The organism is Candidatus Phytoplasma asiaticum (assembly GCF_015100165.3).
GTDB classification, from domain to species: Bacteria; Bacillota_I; Bacilli_A; order Acholeplasmatales; family Acholeplasmataceae; genus Phytoplasma; species Phytoplasma citri.
The window spans coordinates 547803-574380 of record NZ_CP097206.1 but is presented as its reverse complement, the minus strand read 5'-3'; the positions used below and the strand labels follow the sequence as shown (position 1 = coordinate 574380).

Annotated in this window: 20 protein-coding genes and 3 pseudogenes; 12 read left to right on the top strand and 11 right to left on the bottom strand. The window is 26.8% G+C overall.

What is annotated here, in order from left to right:
- Positions 1-455 precede the first annotated feature (455 nt).
- The 6 genes and pseudogenes from H7686_RS02445 (at position 456) to H7686_RS02420 (ending at position 8137) form a co-directional block, all read left to right on the top strand.
- Positions 456-1844: a TldD/PmbA family protein gene (locus H7686_RS02445; RefSeq protein WP_249175864.1), complete on the top strand. Its 1389-nt coding sequence runs from the start codon at positions 456-458 to the stop codon at positions 1842-1844.
- A 14-nt stretch (positions 1845-1858) separates the two neighbouring features.
- Entirely contained in the window at positions 1859-2005 is a 147-nt protein-coding gene (locus H7686_RS02440) for a hypothetical protein (RefSeq protein ID WP_193622083.1), read from the top strand.
- A gap of 590 nt (positions 2006-2595) precedes the next feature.
- Positions 2596-4329 (top strand): annotated as a pseudogene (locus H7686_RS02435) (reverse transcriptase domain-containing protein).
- A 194-nt stretch (positions 4330-4523) separates the two neighbouring features.
- Complete coding sequence (locus tag H7686_RS02430; protein WP_193622084.1) at positions 4524-4895, top strand: hypothetical protein; 372 nt, start codon at positions 4524-4526, stop codon at positions 4893-4895.
- 572 nt (positions 4896-5467) lie between these two features.
- Positions 5468-7202 (top strand): annotated as a pseudogene (locus H7686_RS02425) (reverse transcriptase domain-containing protein).
- A 221-nt stretch (positions 7203-7423) separates the two neighbouring features.
- The gene (locus H7686_RS02420; protein ID WP_304513382.1) at positions 7424-8137 is read left to right on the top strand and encodes a metallopeptidase TldD-related protein; all 714 of its coding nucleotides are present in this window, start codon (positions 7424-7426) and stop codon (positions 8135-8137) included.
- A gap of 93 nt (positions 8138-8230) precedes the next feature.
- On the opposite strand, the gene H7686_RS02415 is transcribed toward H7686_RS02420, so the two are convergent.
- The 5 genes from H7686_RS02415 to H7686_RS02395 form a co-directional block, all read right to left on the bottom strand.
- Positions 8231-8758, bottom strand: a complete 528-nt coding sequence (locus H7686_RS02415; RefSeq protein ID WP_212304259.1) for a hypothetical protein — start codon at positions 8756-8758, stop codon at positions 8231-8233.
- A gap of 66 nt (positions 8759-8824) precedes the next feature.
- On the bottom strand, positions 8825-9952 hold the full coding sequence (locus H7686_RS02410) for a metal ABC transporter permease (protein ID WP_212304261.1): 1128 nt from the start codon (positions 9950-9952) through the stop codon (positions 8825-8827).
- 3 nt (positions 9953-9955) lie between these two features.
- Positions 9956-11008 carry a metal ABC transporter permease gene (locus tag H7686_RS02405; protein ID WP_193621690.1) on the bottom strand — a complete coding sequence of 351 codons (1053 nt, stop codon included), beginning with the start codon at positions 11006-11008 and terminating at the stop codon, positions 9956-9958.
- Entirely contained in the window at positions 11005-11757 is a 753-nt protein-coding gene (locus tag H7686_RS02400; protein ID WP_193621691.1) for a metal ABC transporter ATP-binding protein, read from the bottom strand. Before H7686_RS02400 ends, H7686_RS02405 begins: the two co-directional genes overlap by 4 nt.
- Position 11758: 1 nt before the next feature.
- On the bottom strand, positions 11759-12808 hold the full coding sequence (locus H7686_RS02395) for a metal ABC transporter solute-binding protein, Zn/Mn family (RefSeq protein WP_193621692.1): 1050 nt from the start codon (positions 12806-12808) through the stop codon (positions 11759-11761).
- A gap of 752 nt (positions 12809-13560) precedes the next feature.
- Between H7686_RS02395 and H7686_RS02390 the strand changes: the two genes are divergently transcribed.
- The 6 genes and pseudogenes from H7686_RS02390 (at position 13561) to H7686_RS02365 (ending at position 20979) form a co-directional block, all read left to right on the top strand.
- The gene (locus H7686_RS02390) at positions 13561-14070 is read left to right on the top strand and encodes a hypothetical protein (protein WP_193621693.1); all 510 of its coding nucleotides are present in this window, start codon (positions 13561-13563) and stop codon (positions 14068-14070) included.
- An 874-nt stretch (positions 14071-14944) separates the two neighbouring features.
- Positions 14945-15706 carry a Bax inhibitor-1/YccA family membrane protein gene (locus tag H7686_RS02385; RefSeq protein WP_193621694.1) on the top strand — a complete coding sequence of 254 codons (762 nt, stop codon included), beginning with the start codon at positions 14945-14947 and terminating at the stop codon, positions 15704-15706.
- Between the two features lie 291 nt (positions 15707-15997).
- Positions 15998-16129 (top strand): hypothetical protein, encoded by a 132-nt coding sequence (locus H7686_RS02380; protein WP_444517538.1) that lies wholly within the window; start codon positions 15998-16000, stop codon positions 16127-16129.
- The gene (locus H7686_RS02375; protein ID WP_444517537.1) at positions 16104-16415 is read left to right on the top strand and encodes a hypothetical protein; all 312 of its coding nucleotides are present in this window, start codon (positions 16104-16106) and stop codon (positions 16413-16415) included. Before H7686_RS02380 ends, H7686_RS02375 begins: the two co-directional genes overlap by 26 nt.
- Positions 16416-17188: 773 nt before the next feature.
- Positions 17189-17377, top strand: coding sequence for a 50S ribosomal protein L28 (gene rpmB / locus H7686_RS02370; protein WP_193621696.1), 189 nt, complete (start codon positions 17189-17191; stop codon positions 17375-17377).
- A gap of 1869 nt (positions 17378-19246) precedes the next feature.
- Positions 19247-20979, top strand: a pseudogene (locus tag H7686_RS02365) (reverse transcriptase domain-containing protein).
- A 651-nt stretch (positions 20980-21630) separates the two neighbouring features.
- On the opposite strand, the gene H7686_RS02360 reads toward H7686_RS02365, so the two are convergent.
- The 6 genes from H7686_RS02360 to dut all read right to left on the bottom strand — a co-directional run bounded on the left by H7686_RS02360 (position 21631) and on the right by dut (position 26574).
- Complete coding sequence (locus H7686_RS02360; RefSeq protein ID WP_193621697.1) at positions 21631-22809, bottom strand: phosphatidate cytidylyltransferase; 1179 nt, start codon at positions 22807-22809, stop codon at positions 21631-21633.
- A gap of 25 nt (positions 22810-22834) precedes the next feature.
- Positions 22835-23398 (bottom strand): ribosome-recycling factor, encoded by a 564-nt coding sequence (locus H7686_RS02355; protein WP_193621698.1) that lies wholly within the window; start codon positions 23396-23398, stop codon positions 22835-22837.
- Between the two features lies 1 nt (position 23399).
- A complete protein-coding gene (pyrH, locus tag H7686_RS02350) occupies positions 23400-24119 on the bottom strand; it encodes a UMP kinase (protein WP_193621765.1) in 720 nt (239 codons plus the stop codon).
- Positions 24120-24246: 127 nt separating this feature from the next.
- A complete protein-coding gene (gene tsf, locus H7686_RS02345) occupies positions 24247-24939 on the bottom strand; it encodes a translation elongation factor Ts (protein ID WP_193621699.1) in 693 nt (230 codons plus the stop codon).
- A gap of 124 nt (positions 24940-25063) precedes the next feature.
- Positions 25064-25948 (bottom strand): 30S ribosomal protein S2, encoded by an 885-nt coding sequence (rpsB, locus tag H7686_RS02340; protein ID WP_193621700.1) that lies wholly within the window; start codon positions 25946-25948, stop codon positions 25064-25066.
- 176 nt (positions 25949-26124) lie between these two features.
- Positions 26125-26574 carry a dUTP diphosphatase gene (dut, locus tag H7686_RS02335; RefSeq protein ID WP_193621702.1) on the bottom strand — a complete coding sequence of 150 codons (450 nt, stop codon included), beginning with the start codon at positions 26572-26574 and terminating at the stop codon, positions 26125-26127.
- Positions 26575-26578 lie beyond the last annotated feature (4 nt).

Genomic DNA, 26578 nt, shown 5'->3' with positions numbered 1-26578 from the left:
ATCTAAAATTTTGATTAATCATCATTTTTCTTCGGGTCAAAAAAATTAACATTTATATTAAGGGTATATAAAGTTTAAAGTTTATCTTTAATTAAAAAAACCTTTTACAAAGCTAATACGTTACGCGTTAATTAGCTCTGTGCTAAAACCTCCCCATATAAAATATCTCTGTTATGTGAAAACTTTATCGTTAAAAAAAATAAATAAATTTATGCAAAATATTAAATAATTTTAGAAATACAGAATGATGATAATCAAAAAAACTCAATAACTTATGTCAAAACATGAGTCTTTTAAATAAGTTACATTATGATAAAAGTTGAATGATGGGAACTTTGGTTTTCTGATTTAGATTCGAATTTCTTTTTAATAAAAAACAATTTAATGATAAATTTATTTATTGAAACAGGAACAAATTATGGATATAAATTATTCCTATTATAAAATTTGGGTATATGAAAGAAGAAAATTATTGTATGTTAAATATCGAAGAAATTCAAAATATTTTTAATTTATCTTTGGGAGAAGGAATTGATTTTATTGAATTTTTTTTCGAAGATACTTTGTCTAACTTATGGAAAGTTATTGATCAAAATGTAGTAAGTTCTATAGAACATCATATTTATGGTTTAGGTATTCGATTATTAATTAATAATCAAGAAATTTATTTATATACTAATGAAATAATTTATCAACATATTGTAGATTTAATTTTGAAATATAAAAATTTATTAAAAAATAAAACTAAAATTTTTTCTAAAAATTTTGATTTTGAACCAAATATCTCACAAAAAATTTGTGATGATATCACTTGGCAACAAAAAATTGATAAAATGCTATATTGTTCTCGTGTAATTCGTCAGACAGACTCTCGAATAATTAAAAGTTTAGTGAATTTAGAAGATAAATTCCAAAAAGTTTGGATAGTAAATAGTCGAGGTATTTCTCGTTGTGATAATCGTTATTATGTTAATTTAAGTTTAACTTCTGTGGCTCAAAATGATTCTAATATACAAGAATTTAGCAGAAGTTTCGGAAAAGGGTCTACTGGATTTTTTTTAAATTCTTTAAATTTACAAGAAATATCTCAACAAGTAGCAAAACAATCTGTTGAAATGTTATCGGCACAAGAAATTAAGGCTCAAATGATGACTGTTGTGATTAATAATGGTTCAGGCGGAGTTATTTTTCATGAAGCATGCGGACATTCTTTAGAAGCAACATCAGTTGCTAGAGGATTATCACCTTTTTCTAATAAAATTGGCAAAAAAATAGCTTCTTCTCTGGTGACCGCTGTGGATCATGGTTGTATACCTGGAGCTTGGGGGTCAACCAAAATTGATGATGAAGGTAATTTGACGCAAAAAAATCTTTTAATTAGTAATGGTATTTTGAAATCTTATTTAGTAGATATTCGTAATGGTTATAAATTAAATATACCACCTACAGGTTCTGGTCGACGAGAATCTTATAAGTATCCTCCTACTTCGCGTATGAACTCTACTTATATTGCTGCAGGACCGCACGATCCTGAACAAATTATTAGAGACACAGATTATGGTTTTTATGCTAAATATTTGGGAGGTGGAACTGTTGATCCCAATACAGGAGAATTTAATTTTATGGTTAATATTGGTTATTTAATTAAAAATGGTCAACTTACGACTCCTATTAAAGGTATGATGTTGATTGGCAAAGGACAAGATATTTTATTGAAAATTGATCGTGTTGGCAAAGATGTTCAATTAGCGCAAGGTTATTGTGGATCTATTTCAGGAGATGTTCCTGTAGATTTAGGGCAACCAACTATTCGTATAAAAGAAATGTTTGTTAGTGGCAATTGATTAAAGGTGAAGATATGATTAATTACCAGAAATGGTTTCAAAAAAGTAAATTACAAGGTTTAGATGGATTAGAGATTGTAATATATGAAAACAAAAAGTTTAGTATTAATTTAGAAGATGGACATATAGAACAATTTACAGCTAATCATTTAACTAGTTAGGGCGCCAAAGATGCCTAAATTTCGTGTTATTTAACCAATAACCAGGGTCGATAAACTCTGAAAGGGTATGGTCGGTCAGACAGATGAAAAAATGTCAGATTATAGCAGACTATAAAAGCGGGTTGCGACGAAAGCAAATTAGTCAAGAGGACTTCGCCACCAAATAATTCCATGGAGAAGCCTGAAATGGCCTAAGAAGGGAAATTGAGGTAATTTAAAGACCTGTTCGAAAGTTGCTTAAACGGACAGTCCAGAGACTACTAATATAGATAACTAGTATTGAGTAGTTTATCAGATAAAGAAACCTGGGATCAGCCTCGTCAAAGAGGATACTTCCCCTAAAGAATTAAGGTAGAAATTTAGTGTAACTTGGAGAATCCTAAAACGAAGTAATTAAATTTACTAATCCGGAAATAAAAGCCCGGACGGTCAAGGATAAAGCATCTTCTTAATAGTCGTAAGGGTAAACCTAAATCTGGAATAATTTAGTTAATCGTCTTACCAAGAAGAGAGTTAATTACTCTTATAGGGCGAAAGAAGAAAGTAATTTATTATTTATTCAATGACATCGAGAAGGGAGTTGATAAATTATGTCAACAACGGTTTCACCAGAAACTAAACTTTTGCGAACATTGAATAAAATTCAATATTGTTCATCAAATGGTTACTCTTTAAAAAGAGAACTACAGCAGGGAATGAATAACTTTTATAACACGTTAACGGCATTCAATAGAATTGCCGCTAACAAGGGAGCGGGTACTCCAGGAATTGATGATAAAACCATTGATGGGATTGATCTTGAAAGATTAGAAAGATACCATCAGGAATACGTTAACAATGGTTATAACCCGAAACCAGTTAAAAGAGTTTTTATTCCCAATGATAATAAAAAAACCAGACCCCTGGGCTTACCTACCATCAAGGACAGGTTGATACAAAAATGCCTGGAACAACTCTTAACTCCTTATTTTGAGGGAATTTTCTCGGAATGGAGCTTTGGATTCAGAACCAAAAAATCTTGTCATGAAGCCATCAAACGCGTCAGACAAAGATTTCAAGGAATCGATTACATTGTCAAAATCGACCTAAAAGGTTACTTTGATACGATCAATCACGAGATTCTCATGAGGACCTTAAATCAGTTCATCAGAAAGAATAAAACCCTCTCAACTATTAACAAATGGTTGAAAGCCGGTTTCATGAAGGACGGTATTAAGTACGAATCTTTATCAGGTTCTCCCCAAGGAGGAATTATTTCCCCTTTGTTGGCGAATGTATACTTACATTACATCGACCTGAAAATGGAGGAACTGATTAAAGAAGGGAAGCCGATTAGGAAGAAAAATCCGGAATATCGGAAAGCATGGTTTAAAAACCAGCACCATCAACTGGGGATTGATAGTTCTCTCAATCTAAATCCAAATCCAAGAGTTGAATATATCCGCTACGCTGATGATTTATCATTGGTGTTAAAGGCGAGTATGACAAAGCTGAAAGGGTTAAGAATCAAGTCACGCAATGGCTAGAACAAGATTTAAAACTTACGATCAGTAAGAACAAGTCAAAGATTGTTAAAGCCAGCAAAGGAACTAGGTTTCTATCCTACTTGATAAAGGTAAATCCCACCAATAAAACTCGTACAAGGAAATCTACAAAGAATTCCTTAAACGGTAAAGTTCAAATTCAAGTTCCCAAAGCAAAAGCCGAAGAATATGGATATGAATACAATTGGTTAAAACAGGGAAAGGTGAAACACGACGAAACATTAGCGGATAGAGACGAATTAGAAATAATCCGTACCTATAAAACAATTGTCCGAGGAATTACCCGATACTTCTGTTTAGCTAACAATCTAGGTGTTTTAACCCATTTAAATTATCTAGCTGAAGATAGCTGTTTGAAAACATTGGCAAGAAAACAAAAAACGTCAATTGCCAGAGTTCGAAAGAAACTCAATAGAGGTTCAACTTGGGCTATTTCTTACCTCAGTAAAAGGGAAAATCCAATACGAACCATGGGAAGTTCACTCTTGGAATAAAATTAAAAAAATGCGTAACTATAAGGAAAATCCGGATGTTATCATTAATAAATATATATTCCATGGTCGTACGAATCTAACTGACCGTTTAAAGGCGGAACGTTGTGAAAACTGCGACAAAACAACCCAACTTCAAATTCATTACGTTGGGACGATTCGTAACGCGCATCGCCACAGGATCATGAATAAAAGTACCGAGGTATTGTGTAAGGTTTGTCATCGGAAGATAACCAAACAACAAATACATGATATCAGAAAAATAAGAACAATAAGAATAAATAGCTAATCAACCGTGAGGGGAAATTAGTTCTCGAAAGAGAGTAAATTATGGAAAGCGGTGTGCTTGGAAACTTGCTCGCACCGTTTGGACGGGGGCTGATCGTAAATAAAAAAGCAAATACAAATCGCTGGATAAAACGCGATTAATCTATCCGTATTCTTATTTATGGTTTATTTAAAAATAAAAAAAATTCTATTTATTTGGAAAAAATAGATGATTTAAATGATGATGTTGTAATAGATAAAATTTTAAATCGTTTAAAAGAAAAAATAAGGATTTTAACTTTTAATGAACAAGATTTTTTGTTTTCAGGATCTCCACAATATAATACTATTACAGAAGATAATTTTAATTTTGATTCAATACCTTGCGATAATAAAATTAAATTATTGCAAAAATTTTATCAACAATTATTAGTTAGTCAGTATTTTACTAAAAAATGTAATTTATTGTATAGTGAAATTTTTTGGTGTCAAAAAATAGTTAATTCTTTAGGATTAAAATTACAACAACGCAATAGTTATGCTTTATTAGAAGCTAATTGTATTTTTGGGGGCGCCAAAGAGGCCTAAATTTCGCGCTATCTAACCAATAGCCAGAGCCGATAATCTCTGAAAGGATATGGTTGGTTTGGCAAACGAAAGAATGTCAGATTATAGCAAACCATAAAAGCGGGTTGCGACGAAAGCAAATTAATCAATAAGACTCCGCCACCTAATAATTCGATGGACAAGCCTGAGATGGCCTAAGAAGGAAAACCCGATGTAATTACAAAACCTGTTTCGGAAGTTGCTTGTACGAACAGTCCAGAGTCTACTAGTATATACCAAAAGTACGGAGTAGTTTATCAACTAAAGAAAACCTGGAATCAGCCTCGCTAAAGAGGATACTTCCCCTAAAGAATTAAGGTAGAAATTTAGTGTAACTTGGGGAATCCTAAAACGAAGTAATTAAATTTACTAATCCGGAAATAAAAGCCTGGATGTCAAGGATAAAGAATCTTTTTAGTAGTCGTAAGGGTAAACCTAAATTTGGAATAATTTAGTTAATCGTCTTACCCAGAAGAGAGTTAATCACTCTTATAGGGCGAAAGAAGAAAGTAATTTACTATTTATTCAGTGGCATCAAGAAAGGGGTTGATATTATGTCAACAACTGTTTCACTCGAAACTAAACTTTCGCGAACATTGAATAGAATTCAACATCGTTCATCAAACGGTTACTCTCTAAAAAGAGAGCTGCAACAAGGAATGAATAATTTCTATAACACGTTAACAGCATTCAATAGAATCGCTGCTAATAAAGGAACGGGTACGCCAGATGTTGACAATGAAACCATTGATGGGATTAATCTAGAAAGACTAGAAAGATACCATCAGGAATACGTCAATAATGGTTATAACCCCAAACCAGTTAAAAGAATTCTCATTCCTAGCGATAATAAAGGAACCAGACCCCTGGGGCTACCTACTATCAAGGACCGGCTAATACAAAAATGTCTCGAACAACTCTTAACTCCCTATTTTGAAAATATCTTTTCAGAATGGAACTTTGGATTTAGAACCAAAAAATCTTGTCATGACGCTATAAAACGCGTTAAACAAAGATTTAAAGGAATTGACTACATCGTCAAAATCGACTTAAAAGGCTACTTTGATACCATCAATCATGAGATTCTCATGCGAACTTTAAATCGGTTCATCAGAAAGAATAAAGTCCTCTCAACTATTAACAAATGGTTGAAAGCCGGCTTCATGAAAGATGGGATCAGATACGAATCTTTATCAGGTTCTCCTCAAGGAGGAATCATTTCTCCCTTGTTGGCGAATGTATATTTACATTACATCGACCTTAAAATGGATGAACTAATTAAAAAAGGAAAGCCAATTTGGAAGAAGAGCCCAGAATATGGGAAAGCATGGCATAAAAACCAACACCATCAACTGGGGATTGATAGCTTCATCAATCTAAACCCAAAGACAAGAGTTGAGTACATCCGCTATGCTGATGATTTTATCATTGGCGTTAAAGGCGAGTATGACAAAGCTGAAGGGATTAAGAATCAAGTAACGCAATGGTTAGAACAAGATTTGAAACTTACCATTAGTAAGGACAAATCAAAAATTGTGAAAGCTAACAAAGGCACAAGGTTCTTATCCTACATGATAAAGGTAAATCCCACCAATAAAACTCGTGAGAGGAAAACTGCAAAGAATTCCTTAAACGGTAAAGTTCAAATCCAGATTCCCAAAGCGAAAGCCAAAGAATATGGACACGAATATAATTGGTTAAAAGTGGGGAGGGTGAAACACGACGAAACATTAGCGGATAGAGACGAATTAGAGATAATCCGGACCTACAAAGCAATCGTTAGAGGAATTATCCAATACTTTTGTTTGGCTAACAATCTCGGTGTTTTAACCTATCTAAACTATCTAGCTGAAGATAGCTGTTTGAAAACACTGGCAAGAAAATGGAAAACATCGATTGCCAGGGTACGAAAGAAACTCAATAGAGGTTCAACTTGGGGGATCTCCTATATTAACAAAGGGAAGACTCAATACGAACCATGGGACGTTTACTCTTGGGATAAAATTAAAAAAATGCGTAACTATAAGGGAAATCCGGATATTACCATTAATAGATATATATTCCAAGGTCGTACGCACCTTAACTGACCGCCTGAAAGCGGAACGTTGTGAGAACTGCAATAAAACAACCCAACTTCAAATTCATCACATTGGGACAGTTCGCAACGCGAACCGCCAGAGTATTATGAATAAAAGTACCAAGGTATTATGTAAAGATTGCCATCGCAAGATAACCAATCAACAAACACATGATATCAGGAAGAATAGAACGATAAGAATAAATAGCTAATTAACCGCAAGGGAAAATTAGTTCTCGCAAGAGAGTAAATTATGGAAAGCCGGATGCTTGGAAACTTGCTTGTCCGGTTTGGACGGGGGCTGATTGTAAATAAAACAGCAAATACAAATCGCTGCATAAAACGCAATTAATCTATCCGTATTAATAATCAAATTCAAGAAGAAGTTGATAAATCTTTTCCTGTTAAAAAATTCGAAGATTTTGAACTTTCTATGTATGTCAAAAATATATTAACATTAGGAGAAAATCAAATTGGTGCTAAAACTTTACCATCTAAATTTTATCGTGTAGTTTTTTCAAATGAAGTTTTTGCGGAATTATTATCAAATTTTCAAAATGTTTTTAGCGCTTTATATGTTTATCGGAATTTAAGTAAATATCGACATAGCCAAGGTAAATTAGTGGCTAATCCTAAAGTAAATATTATAGATGATCCTTTTATTTCGACAGCTTTTTTTAATCCGGTTTTTGACGATGAAGGAGTCGCTTGTCGAGCTAAACATATTATTACTAAAGGAATTTTAAATAATTTTATTCATAATTTGCAAACTGCTAAAATTTTTAATGTATTACCGGAAGGGAATAGTTTTAACGGTTCTATTTCTATGAGTAATTGTTATTTAAAATCAGGGAATAAATCTTTATCTGAATTATTATATGCCGTTAAGAATGGTATTTATGTTAATTCTATAGTAGGTTGTCATGCAGGTATAGATGAGATAAGTGGTTCATTTAGTTTGCAAGCTTCAGGTTTTTGTATTCAAGATGGTTTTATAAAAAATCCTTTTAATATGGTGGTTATTTCTGGTAATTTTTTTGATTTATTAAACAATATTCAAGATATTGCTAATGATTTTAAATTTCAAATTTCTGGATTTGGTAGTTCTAGTGTATATGTTGGTTTTTTAAATATATCAGGTAGTTAAAATTCTATATATTATATTTAAATAAAATAAAAAAAACTATTTATAGCTTTTTAAGGCTATAAATAGTTTATTTATGTTAAGTTATTTTTTTATTTATGCGTTGTTTGTTAAATCTGAGATAGCTTTTTGTACTTTTTGTGATATGTAAGTATTTGTAAGTATTTTTGTAATTGAATCTGAGTAAGTAGGATCTGCTTTATCGTCAATTAATTTTATGACTTTTGTTACATAATAAGTTTGTATTTCATTAGGTAATATACTTGAGTAATATGTACTTGGTAAATCTGCATCGCAATCAAACACAGCGAATTTAGAAAAATCTGGATCATTGTAATCCCATTCTTGGATTCCGAAAATGTCTTGGAATACTGTGGTTAAGAATTCGCTTAATGCTCCTTTAACTGCGGGTGATATTTTTTTACTATCTTTTATTATCAAATATTGAGTTAAAGATAAAACTTTTTCTTTTTTATCATTAGATGCTTTTGAAAATTGGTCGAAATATAAACCCTCATCATAAGCTTTTATAGACATTTTGGCATTGTTTATAGTGAAAATGGTTAATAAACAAGCTAAACTAACTGAGAAGAATAAAATACTATTTTTTATAATTTTTAACAAAAAAATAGCCTCCTTTTTTTAATTTTAATTCTTCTAGTATTATTTTTATCTATGGACAATTTAATTTTAACATTTTTTATTTTTAAAGTAAAGAAAATTATTATTTTGTTGTTGCGATTTAATAAAATTTTTTCCAAAAAGGCTAATTGTTATTTGATTATTTTTATTGTAAATAATATAGTTATTTTTAAAAGCTTGTTCTATACATTTGTTAAAAATTTTATTATTCCATTGTAAATCTTTTTGTATAATGGTTAATTGTTTTTTAAATGGTTGATTTTGATGATTTTCTAAATGAATTAATAAATTTAACATTAATAAATTTTTTTTCTGTTTATGATTTTGTATAATTGTCATTATTATACCTTTTCTTTTTTCACAAATTAAAACTAATAAGAAATGTATTAAGGTAATAATAGCTATTAAACTAGCTATTGGTATATCCCATAAGATTCCTAAAAAGTATCCTAAATAAGTATTTATTAAACTGATCCATAAAGATAGCAAAAAACCAGACAATAAATTAGATGTTAAGAGAATAGCGGTCATAGCTGGCCCTATCATACAAGATATTACCATAATAGAACCAACAATATCAAAACAAACAACTACTGTTACAGAAACTAAAGTCATTAATAAGTAATTAATAATTATTGTAGAAAATCCTAATAATGCACATAAGCATGGGTCAAAAATAAAAATTTTAATTTCTTTAAAAAATAAAAAAATATAAATTATATTAATGATAAGAATCGGAAATATTTTATATATTTGTTTTATATGAATTAATTCTACATTTCCTAAAAATACTGCATCTGTATCTATATGTACGTTACGTGTATAATTATTGATTATAATAATAGCTATGGAAAATAAAAAAGTTAAAATTATGTTAATAGCTCCGTCTGATGAAATTTGAGCATGTTTTTTTAGTATTTCTGTGAAAATAACAGTAATTAAACCGGTTAAAATAGCTCCTATAATTAATAATGGTGAATTTAAGTTTTTAGTTATTAAAAAAGCTAAAACGATACCTAATAATACTGTATGACTGATAGCATCCACTGTCATAGTCATTTTTTTTAAGACTAAAAAAATACCTAAACTAGCTAAAGCTAGGGAAGTTATGGTTAAGATTAAAAATACATCCCATTCAAATTTTGTAGCGATTTTATTTAAAAATTGTATTATCATTTATTAACATTCCTTATTGATTAATTTTTGAATAACTTTTTTACCTTTTGAAGTAATCATAATTTGTTTATTTATACAAATAAGATATTTTTGTTGGAATAAAAATTTTTCTAAATTAAGATCTTCGCTACATTTATTTTTTAAATAAATATTAATTAATGATTTGAATTTTTTAAGATTTTTGAGATATTTTTTTTGTTTTATATATTTTGTAATTAAACTTTTTTTTGGAGCTAATAAGAGTGTAGCTATGATTAAAATATCAGTAATTATGATAATAATAGGTCCTGTAGGCATATTTGGTATTTGGTAACTAATAAAAATACCTATTAAGCTTACGATAGCAGTTATTATGGCTGATAAAATAGCGTTAATATTAAGTTTATTACTAAATTTTAGAGAAATGATTCCAGGTAAAGTTATAAATGAACTAGTTAAAACAACCCCCATTAATTTCAAACTAATTATAATAATACTTATTAACAATATATTTAAAATAAAATTGATTAATTTAATATTAAAGCCAATACTACGCGTAAAGATCGGATCAAAGATAAATATTTTAAATTCTTTCCATAAAATTATAATAATTATGCTAGTAATAATAGTAACTATTGTTATATAAATGACATTATTATAAGAAATAAGAGCTATTTGTCCTAATATAAATTTTTCTAAAACAGCAATTTTGTTATTGGCAGATATTTTTTGAGCTAGAGATATTAAAATATTACCTAATCCGAATAAAGAGGATAAAATTAGTGATAAAATTGCATCTATTGGCAAGCTAGAATATTTTTTGATTAATTCTATTAATCCTATGGCCATTATTGAAGATATAAAAGCTCCTATCCACAAAACCCATTCATTTGTTTTTTGAGTCATCAAATACATTACTACAATTCCAGGCAAAATGGTGTGCGCGATAGTGTCACCTAATAAACATTGTTTGCGAAAAATCATAATAATACCTATGATTCCCGAAGCACAACCCAATAAAGAAGCACCTGTCAAAAGCTTTATATTAGTATAGTTCCAAAACGTTGTAATATTCATAATATTTTTGTTATTTTCCGTCCTTTCGAAGTATTTCGAAAAGTTTTATTTATATTATCTAATGTAAAACATTTTATAGTTTCGCCACTTGCTATTTTATATAAATTAAGCAAAATAATATGATCAAAATATTGTTCAACTGTTGTTAAATCGTGGTGTATTGCGATAATTGTTTTACCTTCTTTTTTTAATTTTTGCAAAATGGAAATGATTTTTTTTTCTGTTTGTATATCGATCCCTTGTAGAGGTTCATCTAATAAATAAATTTCTCCTTGTTGTGCTAATGATCTAGCTAAAAAAATTCTTTGTTGTTGTCCTCCCGATAATTCTGAAATTTGACGGTTTTGAAAAGATAACATATCTACTTCTTTTAAAGCTTGTTTAGCAATGTTTTTATCTTTTTCGGTTGGCCTTTTGAACCATCCTAGATGTCCGTATCTTCCCATTAAAACTATATCTAGAACTGTTGTAGGAAAATTCCAGTAAGCTTCATTTCTTTGCGGAACATAAACTATTTTTTTTTGTAGATGTTTATATGGTTTGCCAAAAAATAAAATTTCTCCCGAGAGCTTTGGAATTAATTCTATTATAGTTTTTATTAAAGTTGATTTACCGGCTCCGTTAGGGCCTAATATAGCGGTAAAAGATCCTTTTTTAATTTCTAAATCTATATCCCATAGAACAGGTTTTTGATATTGATAAGAAACAGTTAAATCTTTTATTTGAATTGCTATTTCTGACATTTTCATTTTATGTTAACTCCTGACTAATAATATCGATATTATGCAAAAAAGCTCCTATATAACTGGACATTTTAAAATATTGATTTGTTTCTGGCAATTGTTTATAATTTAAATCTTCTCGGGTACCTAACGAATCAGAATATAATTCTTGGTCACTAATTTTTATTTTAAAAACAGGTTTACGATTGGTTACTGCTTCTATTAAACTATCGAGATAGTTATGTGGAACCGAAGATTCTATAAAGATAGCTTTAACTTTGTATTTTATTATAATGTCAGCTATTTTTTCGATATCACGAGGAGAAGTTTCGGTTTGTGTTGATATTCCTTGTATAGAATATAATCCTTTAAATTTATTTTCTTTAGCTAAATAAGAAAAAGCATCATGAGCTGTAATAAGTATAATATCTTTATTTTCGAATTTTTTTTTAGTATTTTCTTTTAAATAATTTAATTGTTTCATATATAAATTAAAATTATTTTCTAGTAATTCTCGATCTTGTGATTTAGATAATTTTGATTTTAATTTTTCTTTTAAATTTTTTAATACTTGTTGCCATAATTCAATACTAAACCAAATATGAGGATCTTTTTGGTTTGTTGTTTCATCTATAATTAATTGATCATCTTTAATAGCTTGAGAAGCGTACCATATGTTAGATTTAGGAGTGATTAAAGGAAAGGAATCTATCATTTTAGATTCTAAGTGTAATCCGTTAGTTATAATTAAATCAGCTTTTTTTATAGCTATTCTGTCGGATTGTTTCATTTTATAATTGTGAGGATCTACGCCTGGTCCCATTAAAACATAAGTTTTAATATTTTCGATTTTTTGATATTTTTTATCTGGTGGATTTTCTTTTTCATCTACATTTCCTATTAAATGATTAACTAAATCATCTAATAAATTAGTTGTAGAAGTGATAATTATTTCTTCATCTATATTTTTATTAGGATAAACTGAAATTGAGTAAAAAACAATATAACCGGTTATTATAGTTATGAAAAACATAAATATAAACCAAATACGATTATTTTTAGGTAAAAAATTTTTCATTTTTAATCTGAACCTAAATTTAATTTTTTAAATTTAATAAACCTTTCTAAATTTGATTATTAATTTTGTGTTACAAAATTTATATTTAATTTAATTTTTTTTATATTATTAATTTTTTAGATATTTTCATTGTATATTATTAATTCTAAATTTATTAAATTTTTAAAAAATGATTTTGATTATATCAATTTTTATATTATTATTTGTTTAAAATATTAAAATATCCGTTTATACTATTATAGTTTATAGTTATTTTGAATTAAAAATAAAACTATAACATTTTTTTAAAATAATTTTAACATATATCTATGTTAATGTCAAATTTCATTATATTATCATTTTAGAATTTTATTATGTTTAAACATTTATTAATTATCAAAATATATCCGGAAATAATTATTTTTATAAATATATAAGGGAATATTATTTTTCAATTTTGGAGTTATTTTTGAAAATTATTAGACTATAAATATGGTATAATTTAATTGTTCTATAATTTATAATTTTTATGTAATATTTGGAGAAAAATTCTTTTAAATTATTCTAATAAATTTTTATTTAAAATCAATAACTCGGTAACTTTATTATAATTTTTTAAAAAAATAAAAATGTTTTTTCAAATTTTCTTAAAAAATTTCATATTATAATTAAAATATCTCATTTATACAATAATATTCTGGGAAAAATAATTATTTTTTTCGTTTTTATTTTTGTTTAATTAAAAATATTGTTAATAGATAAGAGGTTAAAAAATGATTTTAAAATCTAAAAAAATAAATCATTTTTCTGGTTTTATAGTTGTTTTATTAATTATTTTTTTGTTTTTTGCTATAATTTCTGTTATCAATTTTGTATCTAAATTGTATTATGCTAAAAAAAATTTACTAAATAAATCTTGGAATGAATCATATTTATCTAAACATATCGATAAACCTCAAGTAAATCTTGATAAACCTGATGAATCTTTAGATAAAAATGTTAAAAACTTGAATAAAATAAATGAATCATCTATTTTAATTAGAAAAATTAATGGAATTGATATTGAATTTAAGTTTTTAGGTTATGTTAACGATATAGATGCAAAAGGTAATACTAATATCATGTATGAGGATGTTGATAAAAATTTTAGGCTTAATCGTTATGTTAATGTTAAGACTGGGCAAGAATTAGAAGAAAGCTTATATCAAAATTTTCCTCAAGAAAATAAATGGAAATTATTAAAAATCGAATATTTCCCTGTTCAAAAAAAATATTTAGTTTAAAACAGATTATGAGATTTTAGAAATTTAAATATTAATTATATAATTTTTGGCTATTTTAAAATAGCCTTTTTTCATTTGAGATAGATTAAATTGTATTTATATAAATTATTTATATAAATAAGTTTTTCATATTTTAAAAGAACAATTAATTTCTTATGAATTAAAAAATAATATAAATTTTATGGAAATTATTAATATATAATTATAAATGATAAAATATTTTAAATTTAAAAAATATTTATCGAAATCGATGGATTAAGGCCTAAATTTTCTGCTATTTAACCAATAGTCATGGTTGATAAATCCTTAAAAAGAAGATAGTCAGTTTTGCAGACGAAAGAATGTCAGATTAGAGCAGACCATAAAAGCGGGTTGCGACGAAAGCGAATTAGTCAAAAAGACTTCGCTACCAAATAATTTCATGGAGAAGCCTGCAACGGTCTAAGAAGAAAATGATTTAATTTCGAAATCTGCTCGGAAAAAGGTATTGTGTAAAGATTGCCATCGGAAGATAACTAACCAATAAATACATGATATCAGAAAGAATAAGAACAATAAGGATAAATAGCTAATTATCCACAAGGCAGAATTAGTTCTCGAAAGAGAATAAATTAGGGAAAGCATTGTACTTGGAAACTTGCTCACACCTTTTGGACAGGGGCTGATTGTAGATAAAATAGCAAAAATAGAAAATAAAATTGCTGAGTAAAACGCAATTAATCTATCCGTATATTAAAAATAATTAGTTAATTATGTAAATTTAATTCATTGTTAATTTTTTTTGATTTTGTTATTATTATATTTAAGAGTTATTTTTTTTACAATAATTAATTATAAAACAATAAATAGAAAGGTTTTTTAAATATTTATTAAAATGATTAGACGAGATAAAAATTTTATTTTAACCAATATTATTAATGTTTCTAAAACTCAAATGAAAAATAATTATTTTACAAGTGATTATTCTACTAGATTAGGCATTGTTATTAAAACTTTGTTTTTGCTTATGATTAGTTTATTTAGTGGTCTATCGTATTTTTATTTTTTATCTATTTTTTCAGTACCTATTCAGTTAAGTGTGTCTTTTTTGTCTATATCTATATTATCTTTTTTTGGTATAATTTTGGGTTTGGCTTTTTATAGTGGTTTTGTTAAATATAATAGTTTGAAAAAAGTTTCTATTTTATCTGCCTTATTTCAAGGAATGTTTATGGGTAGCTTTTTTCGTTTAGTAAATATTAATTATTCGGGTTTGTTATTTATTTTGGCATTTGCTTTAATGTGTGTTTGTGTTTTGTTTGTGTTTATGAATCTTTTATATTCTTTAGGAGTTGTAAAAGTTAATTATAAATTAAAATTTTTTCTAATTATATTAACTATCTTGTTAATGTTTTTTGTGAGTATAAATGCTTTTATAAACAATAGTTTTTTAGGATTCTTAATTTCTATTGTTAGCATTTTGATTGGTTCTTTAGAGTTGTCTAGAAATTTTGCTGCAGTAGAATGTTTAATTAAAAAACGTTTAGATAAACAGTATGAGTGGGCTTTGGCTTTTTCTTTTCACATAATTTTAATTCATTTATTTCTAGATTTTGTTGTTTTGTTGTTGAGATTTATCAATTCTCTAAGAAAATAAAAGATAAATTATTTAATAATTTATAATATTACTAACATTTCAATATTCATTACTTCGGATAGGTCGCCAAAGAGGCCTAAATTTCCTGATATTTAACCAATATCCGGGACCGATAAATTCTGAAAGGATATGGTTGGTTCGATAAACGAAAGAATGTCAGATTAGAGCAAACCATAAAAGCGGGTTGCGACAAAAGCAAATTAGTCAAGATGATGCCGCTACCGAATAATTCGATGGAGAAGCCTGTAATGGCATAATAAGGAAAATTGATGTAATAATAACAATCTAGCTATGTTGACCTATTTAAATTATCTAGCTGAATATAGCTGTTTGAAGATACTGACAAGGAAACAGAAAACTTCAATTGCCAGAGTTCGGAAAAAATGCAAAGATAGGTTTGACTTGGTGTGTTTCTTATCTTAATAAAGAAAAAACCCATTACGAACCGTGGGTTGTTTATTCTTGGGACAGAATTAAAAAAATGTGTAATTATAAGGGAAATCCGGATATTAGCATTAATAGATTTATATTCCAAGGTCGTACGAATTTAACTAACCGTCTAAAAGCGGAACGTTGTGAGAACTGCGACAAAACAACCCCACTGCAAATTCATCACATTGGGATGATTCGTAACGCGCATCGCCACAGGGTCAGGAATAAAAGAACAAAAGTATTGTGTCAATATTGTCATCAGAAGATAACCAATTAACAAATACACGATATTAGAAAACAAGAACAATAAGAATTAAATAGCTAATCAACCGTGAGGGGAAATTAGTTCTCGAGAGAGAGTAAATTAGGGAAAGCCGGATGCTTGGAAACTTGCTTGTCCGGTTTGGACGGGGGCTGATTGTAAATAAAACAGCAAAGATAAATCGCTGCATAAAACGCAATTAATCTATCCGTATTATTATAAAAACTATCGGTAAGGAATTCTTGTTTGAGCTAATAGCCAAAAAAAGTAAAAACCAGAATAAAAAAACAGGAATATTTATGATTGGAGATTATAGAAAAGATATAAATTATTTTTAATCACGATATCTTATTAGCTAGAACTATCATCATCAAGAGCATTATTCAATAATATTTGATATTAAATAATCTAAGAAACAAAGAATGATTATCAATAAACAGCTATGATTGGTAATATTGAATTAAGTCTTTAACCAAGGCAAATTATATTAAGATGAATGCAAGGAAATTTGCTTTTCCGGTTATTGTTTGTAATAGAAAACCGTTTGTTGAAACGTAAATAATCTATTTATATTAGTAAAATTATTTTTATTTTGTTTAGATGAGGCGTTTTTATTAATTGATATCGCAAAAAAATTCTGTTATTGAAACAAAATTAATTTATTATTGTTGTTTAATTCATAGATACATTGTTTATTAATAAGTTAATTTGAATAATTTACTAAAAAATTGTTAAAATTATTATTATTAATTTAATTTATATAAAAAAATAAAAGGAGTAAATATTAAATGGCCAAATGTTATTTAACAGGTAAAGCTATTTTATGCGGTAATAAACGTAGTCATGCTATGAATGCTAATAAAAGAAAATGGAAGGCTAATTTACAAAAAATTCGTATTATTGATGATAATGGTAAAATTAAAAAAGTGTTTATATCTGTTCGTGCTTTAAAAAAAATGAATTTGCAAAGAATATAATTTTTCGTATATTATAAGTGTTTTTTATTTTTAATAAACTTAATAGAATTAAAATGTTTTGGATTAATTAAGGATAAGGCTAATTATTTTATACAATTTTCAAGATTTTTGATCTTGTTTTTAAGATATTAGGTTTCACTTTTTGTATTATTTCCTGCAAAATATTAAAATTAATAATAATCTGTTAATATGATAGATCAATTTTTTTAGTTGATCTTTTTTTATTTTTTTGAAAAGAAATAAAAAAAATCTTTTTTTATATTTTATTTTGATCTCGATTATAAAAAATAAAAAAATTTAAATTATTAAAATTCAAAAAATAACAACTTAAATTAGCTTATATTAATGATTAAATTAGATTAAAAAATGTAAAGAAACATACTAAAAATACTTTCAAGATAATTTTTCTTTAGTGATGAAAAATTTAAAAAAATATTCAGAAATAAATTATGAAATTACTAAAAAAAATAATTTACAAATTCATTTTTTTTAACTTTTAACTTAATTTTCTTTATACAATTATCTGAGCTTAGGAATAAATAATCAAAAATAATTATAAGTTAAAAAAATGATATAAATCGAAAAATAGATTAAATCTTTTATTATTTTTTTAATTAATTTTGTTTAAGATGATTCTTTTTAATTAATATTAACCGAGTTATGGCTGATTTCAAAACAAATGATAAATGTAAATAAATTTATTTCTCTTGAGAAAAAAACTAAAAAGATATATCTTATTTATTTGTTAAACAAACTTCAACTTTATCCGGTTTAATTAAACAATTTTAATTGGGATTCATCATTAAAAATAATTAAAATTTATTAAATTATTTTCAAAATTCGATTTAATGCTTTATGGGTATTTGATTTTACACTTAAAAATTTCAAATTTAGTTATGATGGTGGTCGTTAATTGTTGATTAATCATCATTTTTTTGATCCAAACGGGATTTATTCTCCATCATTATTTTGTAGAATTAATTTATTGTCTCTAATATCGAGTACTTCATTAATTTAATTTCTTATGCGGTTTAATTATATTAAAAAAGCCATTTCGGATACCAAAATGGCGATTTTTACATGAAAGATTTTTGGATGTTTTACAAAGTGTTTTAACGATAACAAATTAATAATATTAGCGGGGTTCGTTTGCAGTTAGTAATATCCTTTCTTTTTTTATCATAAATTTTTTCTTCTAAACTTATTGTAAAAAATACTAACAAAAAGGGATAAATGTAAATTCTCTAAATATTCAAAAAACTTGATATTTTGAATACTTAGAAGTGGGCGCCAAAAGAGGCCTAAATTAACCAATAGCCAGAGCCGATAAACTCTGAATGGAGATGGTCGGTTTGACATGCGAAAGAATGTCAAATTATAGCAGACCATAAAAGTGGGTTGCGACGAAAGCAAATTAGTCAAGAAGATACCGCCACCGAATAATTCGATGGACAAGCCTGAGATGGCCTAAGAAGGAAAATTGATGTAATAGTATAACCTGTTCGGAAGTTGCTTAAACGGACAGTCCAGAGCCTACTAATATATAACTTCGGTATTGAGTAGTTTATCACATAAGAAAACCTGGAATCAGCTCTCCAGAAAGAGGATACTTCCCCTAAGGAATCAAGGTAGAAATTTAGTGTAACTTGGAGAATCCTAAAACTAAGTAATTAAATTTACTAATCCGGAAATAAAAGCCCTGATGGTCAAGGATAAAGAATCTTTTTAGTAGTCGTAAAGGTAAACCTAAATTTGGGATAATTTAGTTAATCGGCTTACCGAGAAAAGAGTTAATTACTCTTATAGGGCGAAAGAAGAAAGTAATTTATTATTTATTCAATGGTATATCAAGGAAGGAGTTGATATACTATGTCAACAACTGTTTCACTAGAAACTAAACTTTCGGGAACATTGGATAAAATTCAATATCGTTCAGCAAATGGCCACTCCTTAAAAAGAGAACTTCAGCAAGGAATGAATAACTTCTATAATACGTTAATAGCATTTAATAAAATTGCTACTAACAAAGGGGCGGGAACACCGGGTATTGATAATGAAACCATCGATGGGATTAATCTAGAAAGACTAGAAAGATACCATCAGGAATATGTCAATAATGGTTATAACCCCAAACCAGTTAAAAGAATTCTTATTCCTAGCGATAATAAAAGAACTAGACCCTTAGGGCTACCTACCATTAAAGATCGGTTGATCCAAAAATGCCTGGAACAACTCTTAACTCCTTATTTTGAAAATATCTTTTCAGAATGGAATTTTGGATTTAGAACCAAAAAATCTTGCCATGACGCTATTAAACGTGTTAAATAAAGATTTAAAGGGATTGACTATATTATCAAAATTGACTTAAAAGGTTACTTCGATACTATCAATCATGAAATTCTCATGCGAACCTTAAATCGGTTCATCAGAAAGAATAAAGTCCTCTCAACCATTAACAAATGGTTAAAAGTCGGCTTCATGAAAGATGGGGTCAAATACGAATCTTTATCAGGTTATCCTCAAGGAGGAATCATTTCTCCCTTGTTGGCGAATGTATATTTACATTACATCGATCTTAAAATGGATGAACTAATTAAAGAAGGAAAGCCAATTTGGAAGAAGAGCCCAGAATATGGGAAGGCATGGTCTAAAAACCAACACCATCAACTGGGGATTGATAGCTTCATCAATCTAAACCCAAAGACAAGAGTTGAATACATCCGTTACGATGATGATTTTATCATTGGCGTTAAAGGCGAGTATGACAAAGCCGAAGGGATTAAGAATCAAGTAACGCAATGGCTAGAACAAGATTTGAAACTTACGATCAGTAAGGATAAGTCAAAGATTGTTAAAGCCAACAAAGGAACAAGGTTTTTATCCTACATGATTAAGGTAAACCCCGCCAATAAAACATGCGAAAGGAAAACCACTAAGAATTCCTTAAACGGTAAAGTTCAAATCCAAATTCCTCAAGCGAAAGCTGAAGAATATGGATATGAATACAATTGGTTAAAAAAGGGGAAGGTGAAACATGTGATGAAGCTTTAGCGGATAGAGACGAATTAGAAATAATCCGGACCTATCAAACAATTGTTAAAGGAATTATCCAATACTTTTGTTTGACTAACAATCTCGGTTTTTTAACCCATCTAAATTATCTAGCTGAAGATAGCTGTTTGAAGACACTGGCAAGAAAATGGAAAACATCGATTGCCAGAGTTCGAAAGAAACTTAATATAGTTTCAACTTGGGCTATTCCTTATCTCAATAAAAGGAAAACCCAATATGAACCATGGGTTGTCTACTCTTGGGACAAAATCAAAAAAATGCGTAAATACAAGGGAAACCCTGATATTACCATCAATAGATTTTTATTCCAGGGTCGTACAAATCTAAATGACCGCCTAAAAGCGGAACGTTGTGAGAACTGCGATAAAACAACTCAACTCCAAATTCACCACATTGGTACAGTTCGCGATGTGAGCCGCCATAGTGTCATGAATAAAAGAACAAAGGTATTGTGTAAAGACTGTCATCGAAAAGTGACAAATCAACAAATGCATGATATCAGAGAGAATACGAACGATAAGAATAAATAACTAATTAACCGCAAGGGGAAATTAGTTCTCGCAAGAGAGTAAATTATGGAAAGCCGAATGCTTGGAAACTTGCTTGTCCGGTTTGGACGGGGGCTGATTGTAAATAAAACAGCAAATACAAATCGCTGCATAAAACGAAATTAATCTATCCGTATTATCAAATATACTTTGCAAAAATAAAACTAAAATACTAAAATTTCTATAATCAGGAAAAGATAACAAAAAAAGAAATACTAAAGAAGATTAAGGTTCGATAATTAATGTTTCTTGTATCTGAGTTTGAATAATATTGCAAAAAATTTCAGATTAATGTTAGAGAAATGTAGGATTATTTTAATCAGTAATTTTTTTAAAGAAAGACATGAATTGCAGACAAATAACAATTGTAATTAAATAGCGTAGCTAAATTATCTTGTCATGATAACGTCAATTTGTTAACTAAACAATGATATTTTAAATAATTTAATTTTAATAAAATAAAGAACGATAATAATTAAAAATTAACCAGTGGTTTCATAAAATTATTCTGCGTAAGAAGGTCACTTTTGGAAAAAAATCCGGATGATTGGAACGGTTTAGATTGTAAAAATCTCTTTATAAGAGATAGCAAAATTTAGTTATTGAAATGCGAAATAATCTATCCCTCCCATCCTATATTAATAATAAAGGATTAATGATTTCTGAAAATGGATTAATTATTATTAAAATCATAAAAATAGATAAAAATAAAATTGAATCAAAGCGATCTAATAATCCTCCATGTTCCGGAATTATTGTGCCAAAATCTTTAATTTTTAAATTTCTTTTAAATTTTGAAACTATAAGATCTCCTATTTGGGCTATTATACTATTTATTATGGTCAATATCAAGAAAACAATTAAAAATGATGTTTTAAATGAGGTTTTAGTTAAATAATTAAAAATAATGTTAATAATTATAACAGTAAATAATATTCCGAACCAAAATCCTTCTTTAGTTTTTTTTGGGCTAATATCAGGACATAAAAGTTTTTTTCCCCAAAAATAACCTCCTAAAAATGCAAAACTATCATTGGAAACAGAAATAATAAATAAATATAAAAGTATTTTTTTGTTAATCAAGATCAAAGTGAATATAGAAATGCTACCTAATAAAATATATATAAAAATTGCCATATGTTTAAATAATTCGTTATACAATGAATAGTCATTATTTTTATTATATGGTAAATAATTATATATTAAATTAATGCATAAAAAAATAGTTATTATAATCAAATTATTATAATTATTATCATTAAATACAAAATAATATAATCCTTGTATTATTAAAAGATAATGCAACATGAAACTTAATTGTTTTGTTTTTAAATTTTTTTTATTTATAAAAGAAATATATAAAAGAAAAATAATCGCAAAAAAGATAAACAAGATTATTGAATCGTTATTTGTTAAATTTGTTTTTTCTAAATAAAAAATTTTTTTTATGTAGCTGTGTAATAAGATAGAATTATGTGTTATTTTAATGATTTGATTATTATATAAATGATTTAAAATTATCTTTATTAAATAAAATCCATAAATAAAATTAAATATATAAAAAAATAATATATTTAAAATATTTTGTCTATTTTGAGTTATTATTGTTTTTTTTTGAATTTCTGGAATTTTAAATTGTTTAATGACTTCTCGAAAAGATAAATATATAAAAGTTATAAGTGATAAAACACAATTGTAAAATAAAAAATTAGTATCGTTTTTTTGGTCTATATATGTTAAAATAATTAACCATATAGTGGTTATTGTGAGTATTTTAATTCCTATAGATATTTTTTTTTCATTAATTTTCATATAAATTTTATTTATACAATTATTATTAATAATTTAACAATTCTTTGTTTTTTTTATGAGTTAATTCGTCTATTGATTGGATAAATTTATCATGAATCATTTGTACTTTTTGAAGTATTTGTGTTTCTAAGTCTTTATTAACTTTTATTTTTTTAATTTTATCTTTATTTTGTCTTCTGATATTTCGAATACCAATTTTAGCTTCCTCAGCAGTTTTTTTAATTTTTTGAGTCAATTTAATACGTTGCTCTTCAGAAGGTTTGGGAAAAATTAATTTGATAATGTTATTTTCAGTTTTCGGATTAATACCTATGTTTAATTTTAAAATAGCTGTGTTAATACTTTCTATCAAATTGTTATCAAATGGTTTTATATGCAATTGATTACCTTCATAAACATAAATAGAACTAAAATGTCTTAAAGGTTGCATTTGGTTATAATAATTGATATATACTTGATCTAATATTTGTGGATTAGCTATTCCTGTTCTTATATATTTGAATTTTTCATTCATAATTTTAATTTGAGATTTCATTTTTTCATTAATTTCATTTAGTATAATTTCTATTTGATTATTATAATCTTGCATTTTAATTCTCCTTAGAAGTAATTAAAGTTCCTATTTTTTCTTTTAAAATTATTTTCTTAATATTACCTTTTTGATTCATATCGAACACTATAATATCTATTTGATTTTCCCAACATAAAGAAACAGCTGTAATATCCATAACATTTAATCTTTGCGATATAATTTCTTTATGCTCTATTTTTTCTAAAAAAATTGCTTTTTGATTATGTTTAGGATCGGAAGTATACACACCTTTAACATTATTTTTTGCCATTAAAATTATGTTAATGCTTAATTCGGCAGCTCTTAAAGCGGCTGCAGTATCTGTAGAAAAAAAAGGTACCCCAATACCTCCGCTTAAAATAATAACACGTTGTTTATTTAAATGATGATCAGCTCTTTTTTTGATATAAGGTTCAGCTACTGCAAGCACTTGAAAAGATGTCATTACACGAGTTTCAACTTTCAAATTTTCTAAAGCATCTTGTAAAGCTAAAGCGTTTACAATAGTCCCTAACATCCCCATATAATCAGATTGATCTCTTTTCATTCCAAGAGTTTGTCCAGTAATACCTCTCCAAATATTACCTGCGCCGATAATGATAACAATTTGTACACCTAAATCTTTAATTTCTTTAATTTCCTTAGCAATTTCTTTTACTTTTTGTGGATCAATAGTTACTTTTTCTCCTTTTAATGCTTCTCCACTTAATTTTAAAAGAATTTTGCTTAACATTAAAATCTCCTATTTGACTAAAATTATATATTTATGTAAATTGATAAATTTTTATTAAGTATTTTTTGAAAATTTGAAAATTTATTATTTAATATTAATTAGTGTATTAAAATAAATTTTTTTAGATATATTTTTAATCATTTAAAGCAAAACGATAAAACATAATAATATCTGTATTGTTTTTTTGTAAATATTTTTGAACTTTAATTTTAGAATTATTGTACATATTTTGTTGTAATAAAATCTCTTTTGATTGAGGATTTGATTCTGTAATATGAATAGGCAAATGTTTTTCGACATTTTGACAAGGTTTAGTTATATGTATTAAGGTTGAAATTTTACCATTTTGATGTATATAATGACCAAAACTTTCTTCGTTTTTTTTATAAATCACTTGTATTCGTTTTAATCTTATTTGTTCTTGAAAAAGAGTCATTTTTTGACTTATTATTTGTTTTACCGTTTTTCCTTGAAAATTATAATTTAAAAAATCATTTAAGTTTTGAATATTATTAGGAGCTTGTAACAAAATTTGTTCTATATTTTTTATTAATTCTATAAATTTTATATTTTTAGATGCAAAATCTGTTTTTATGTTTATTTCAAAAATTACAGCTTTATTTTCCTTAAATGCTACATGAGTAGCGCCTTCTAACAAAGGTTCTTTAAAAAATTCAGGATATTCTATATGTTTTTCTTCATTTAATAATTTAATAGCTTCTTCTATATTGCCTTGAGTTTTTGTTAAAGCTTTTGCGCAATCAAGTATACTAAAATTAGTAATTTCTCTTAATTTTTTAACTTTTTCTATCATTTCAGGTTTCATATTTTTAATTAAGCTCTTTTATTTTATTTTTTATATATTATTAATTTGTATAAAGTATTACAAGAAATTATTTTTTTATTTTCTTGTATTAATGTTAAGAATATTATTTTTAAAATTTATAATGTTATTCTTTTTGGTTAGAAATATTTTTTTCTTGGTTAAAAATATTTTTGTCTTGGTTAGAAATATTTTTGTCTTGGTTAGAAATATTTTTGTCTTGGTTAGAAATATTTTTGTCTTGGTTAGAAATATTTTTGTCTTGGTTAGAAATATTTTTACTCAATTCATTTTTTTGATTTGCGGATTTTATACCTTCTAAAGCAGCATTAGCTAAAATAGAAGTTATTAATTTAACCCCTTTAATAGCATCATTATTCGCAGGAATAACATAATCCACTAAATCCGGATCACAATTGCTATCTATAATACCGAAAATAGTAATATTTAATTTTTTGGATTCTGCAATAGCTATAGAATCTTTTTGTGTATCTATAATAATAATAGCTTGGGGTAGTTTATTCATATTTTTAATACCACCTAAAATTTTCTCTAATTTATTTCTTTTTTGAGTTAATTTTGCTATTTCTTTTTTAGTTAAATGATTCCATAACCCTTCTTCTTCTTCTTTATAAAGGTTTATTAAATAGTTAATTCTTTGGTTAATAGTGCTAAAATTAGTAAATATACCGCCTAACCAACGTTGATTAATATAATATTGTTGTGCTCTTTGAGCTTCTGTTTTTATAATATCTTGTATTTGTTTTTTAGTTCCTAAAAAAAGAATTTTGCCACCTGAAGAAACTATTTCTACAATTTTTTTATAAGCGATATCTATATGTTCTACAGTTTTTTTTAAATTTATAATATGAATTTTATTTCTTACTGTAGGAACTCCATCATTTTTTAAGCAAAAAAGATATTTTTTAGCTTTATAATGTGTTTTTTTTGCTGAATGTCCGAAATGTATTCCGGCCTCTAATAATTGTTTAATATTTGTTACACTACCCATATTTTTTTATGTTATTCCTTTATTAAATTTGTAATTTTTTGATTTATTAAAATTTTATATTAAAAAAGGGTATTATTTTTATTTGGTTTTGATCCCTAATTTCCAATCGTATTTTTTTTTATTAACCTTAACATTTTAACATATTTTATATTTTTTGGCAATTGTTTTAGTTAAATTTATTTAGTACTACCGAAACCATTTTTTCTAATTTTATTTTCATTATTATCATTTTGAACAAGTAAAAAATTTTGAAATATTCCTTGGGCGATTCTTTCGTTTTTATTGATAATAACTGTTTGATTCGAAAAATTGTATAACGAGATTAGAATATGTCCTTCATTTTCGGAATTATTATAATAATCGCTATCTATTACTCCTACATTATTTGTTAACATTAATTTTTTTTTTATAAATAAAGAAGATCTAGAATAAATTAGTAAAACTTGATTGGAAGGCAAAAACACTTTTAATCCTGTTGGTATTATTGCTAGTTGTTGTGGTAAAATTTTTGTTTCTATAGCAGATGCTAAATCATATCCTGCACTATATTGAGTTTGTCTTTTCGGTATTTGAATATTATTTTTTTTGTAATAACTTACTACTTCAAAAAAACTTTCATTGGACATTTAT

What these genes read in the sequence shown, in the direction of transcription:
- tsf (WP_193621699.1), bottom strand. Translation starts at nt 24,939, where the DNA reads ATGAAACCTGAAATGATAGAAAAAGTTAAAAAATTAAGAGAAATTACT.
- H7686_RS02420 (WP_304513382.1), top strand. Translation starts at nt 7,424, where the DNA reads ATGTATGTCAAAAATATATTAACATTAGGAGAAAATCAAATTGGTGCT.
- H7686_RS02360 (WP_193621697.1), bottom strand. Translation starts at nt 22,809, where the DNA reads ATGAAAATTAATGAAAAAAAAATATCTATAGGAATTAAAATACTCACA.
- H7686_RS02400 (WP_193621691.1), bottom strand. Translation starts at nt 11,757, where the DNA reads ATGAAAATGTCAGAAATAGCAATTCAAATAAAAGATTTAACTGTTTCT.
- H7686_RS02445 (WP_249175864.1), top strand. Translation starts at nt 456, where the DNA reads ATGAAAGAAGAAAATTATTGTATGTTAAATATCGAAGAAATTCAAAAT.
- H7686_RS02355 (WP_193621698.1), bottom strand. Translation starts at nt 23,398, where the DNA reads ATGCAAGATTATAATAATCAAATAGAAATTATACTAAATGAAATTAAT.
- H7686_RS02395 (WP_193621692.1), bottom strand. Translation starts at nt 12,808, where the DNA reads ATGAAAAATTTTTTACCTAAAAATAATCGTATTTGGTTTATATTTATG.
- H7686_RS02440 (WP_193622083.1), top strand. Translation starts at nt 1,859, where the DNA reads ATGATTAATTACCAGAAATGGTTTCAAAAAAGTAAATTACAAGGTTTA.
- H7686_RS02380 (WP_444517538.1), top strand. Translation starts at nt 15,998, where the DNA reads ATGTTGACCTATTTAAATTATCTAGCTGAATATAGCTGTTTGAAGATA.
- H7686_RS02410 (WP_212304261.1), bottom strand. Translation starts at nt 9,952, where the DNA reads ATGATAATACAATTTTTAAATAAAATCGCTACAAAATTTGAATGGGAT.
- H7686_RS02390 (WP_193621693.1), top strand. Translation starts at nt 13,561, where the DNA reads ATGATTTTAAAATCTAAAAAAATAAATCATTTTTCTGGTTTTATAGTT.
- dut (WP_193621702.1), bottom strand. Translation starts at nt 26,574, where the DNA reads ATGTCCAATGAAAGTTTTTTTGAAGTAGTAAGTTATTACAAAAAAAAT.
- rpsB (WP_193621700.1), bottom strand. Translation starts at nt 25,948, where the DNA reads ATGGGTAGTGTAACAAATATTAAACAATTATTAGAGGCCGGAATACAT.
- H7686_RS02385 (WP_193621694.1), top strand. Translation starts at nt 14,945, where the DNA reads ATGATTAGACGAGATAAAAATTTTATTTTAACCAATATTATTAATGTT.
- rpmB (WP_193621696.1), top strand. Translation starts at nt 17,189, where the DNA reads ATGGCCAAATGTTATTTAACAGGTAAAGCTATTTTATGCGGTAATAAA.
- H7686_RS02405 (WP_193621690.1), bottom strand. Translation starts at nt 11,008, where the DNA reads ATGAATATTACAACGTTTTGGAACTATACTAATATAAAGCTTTTGACA.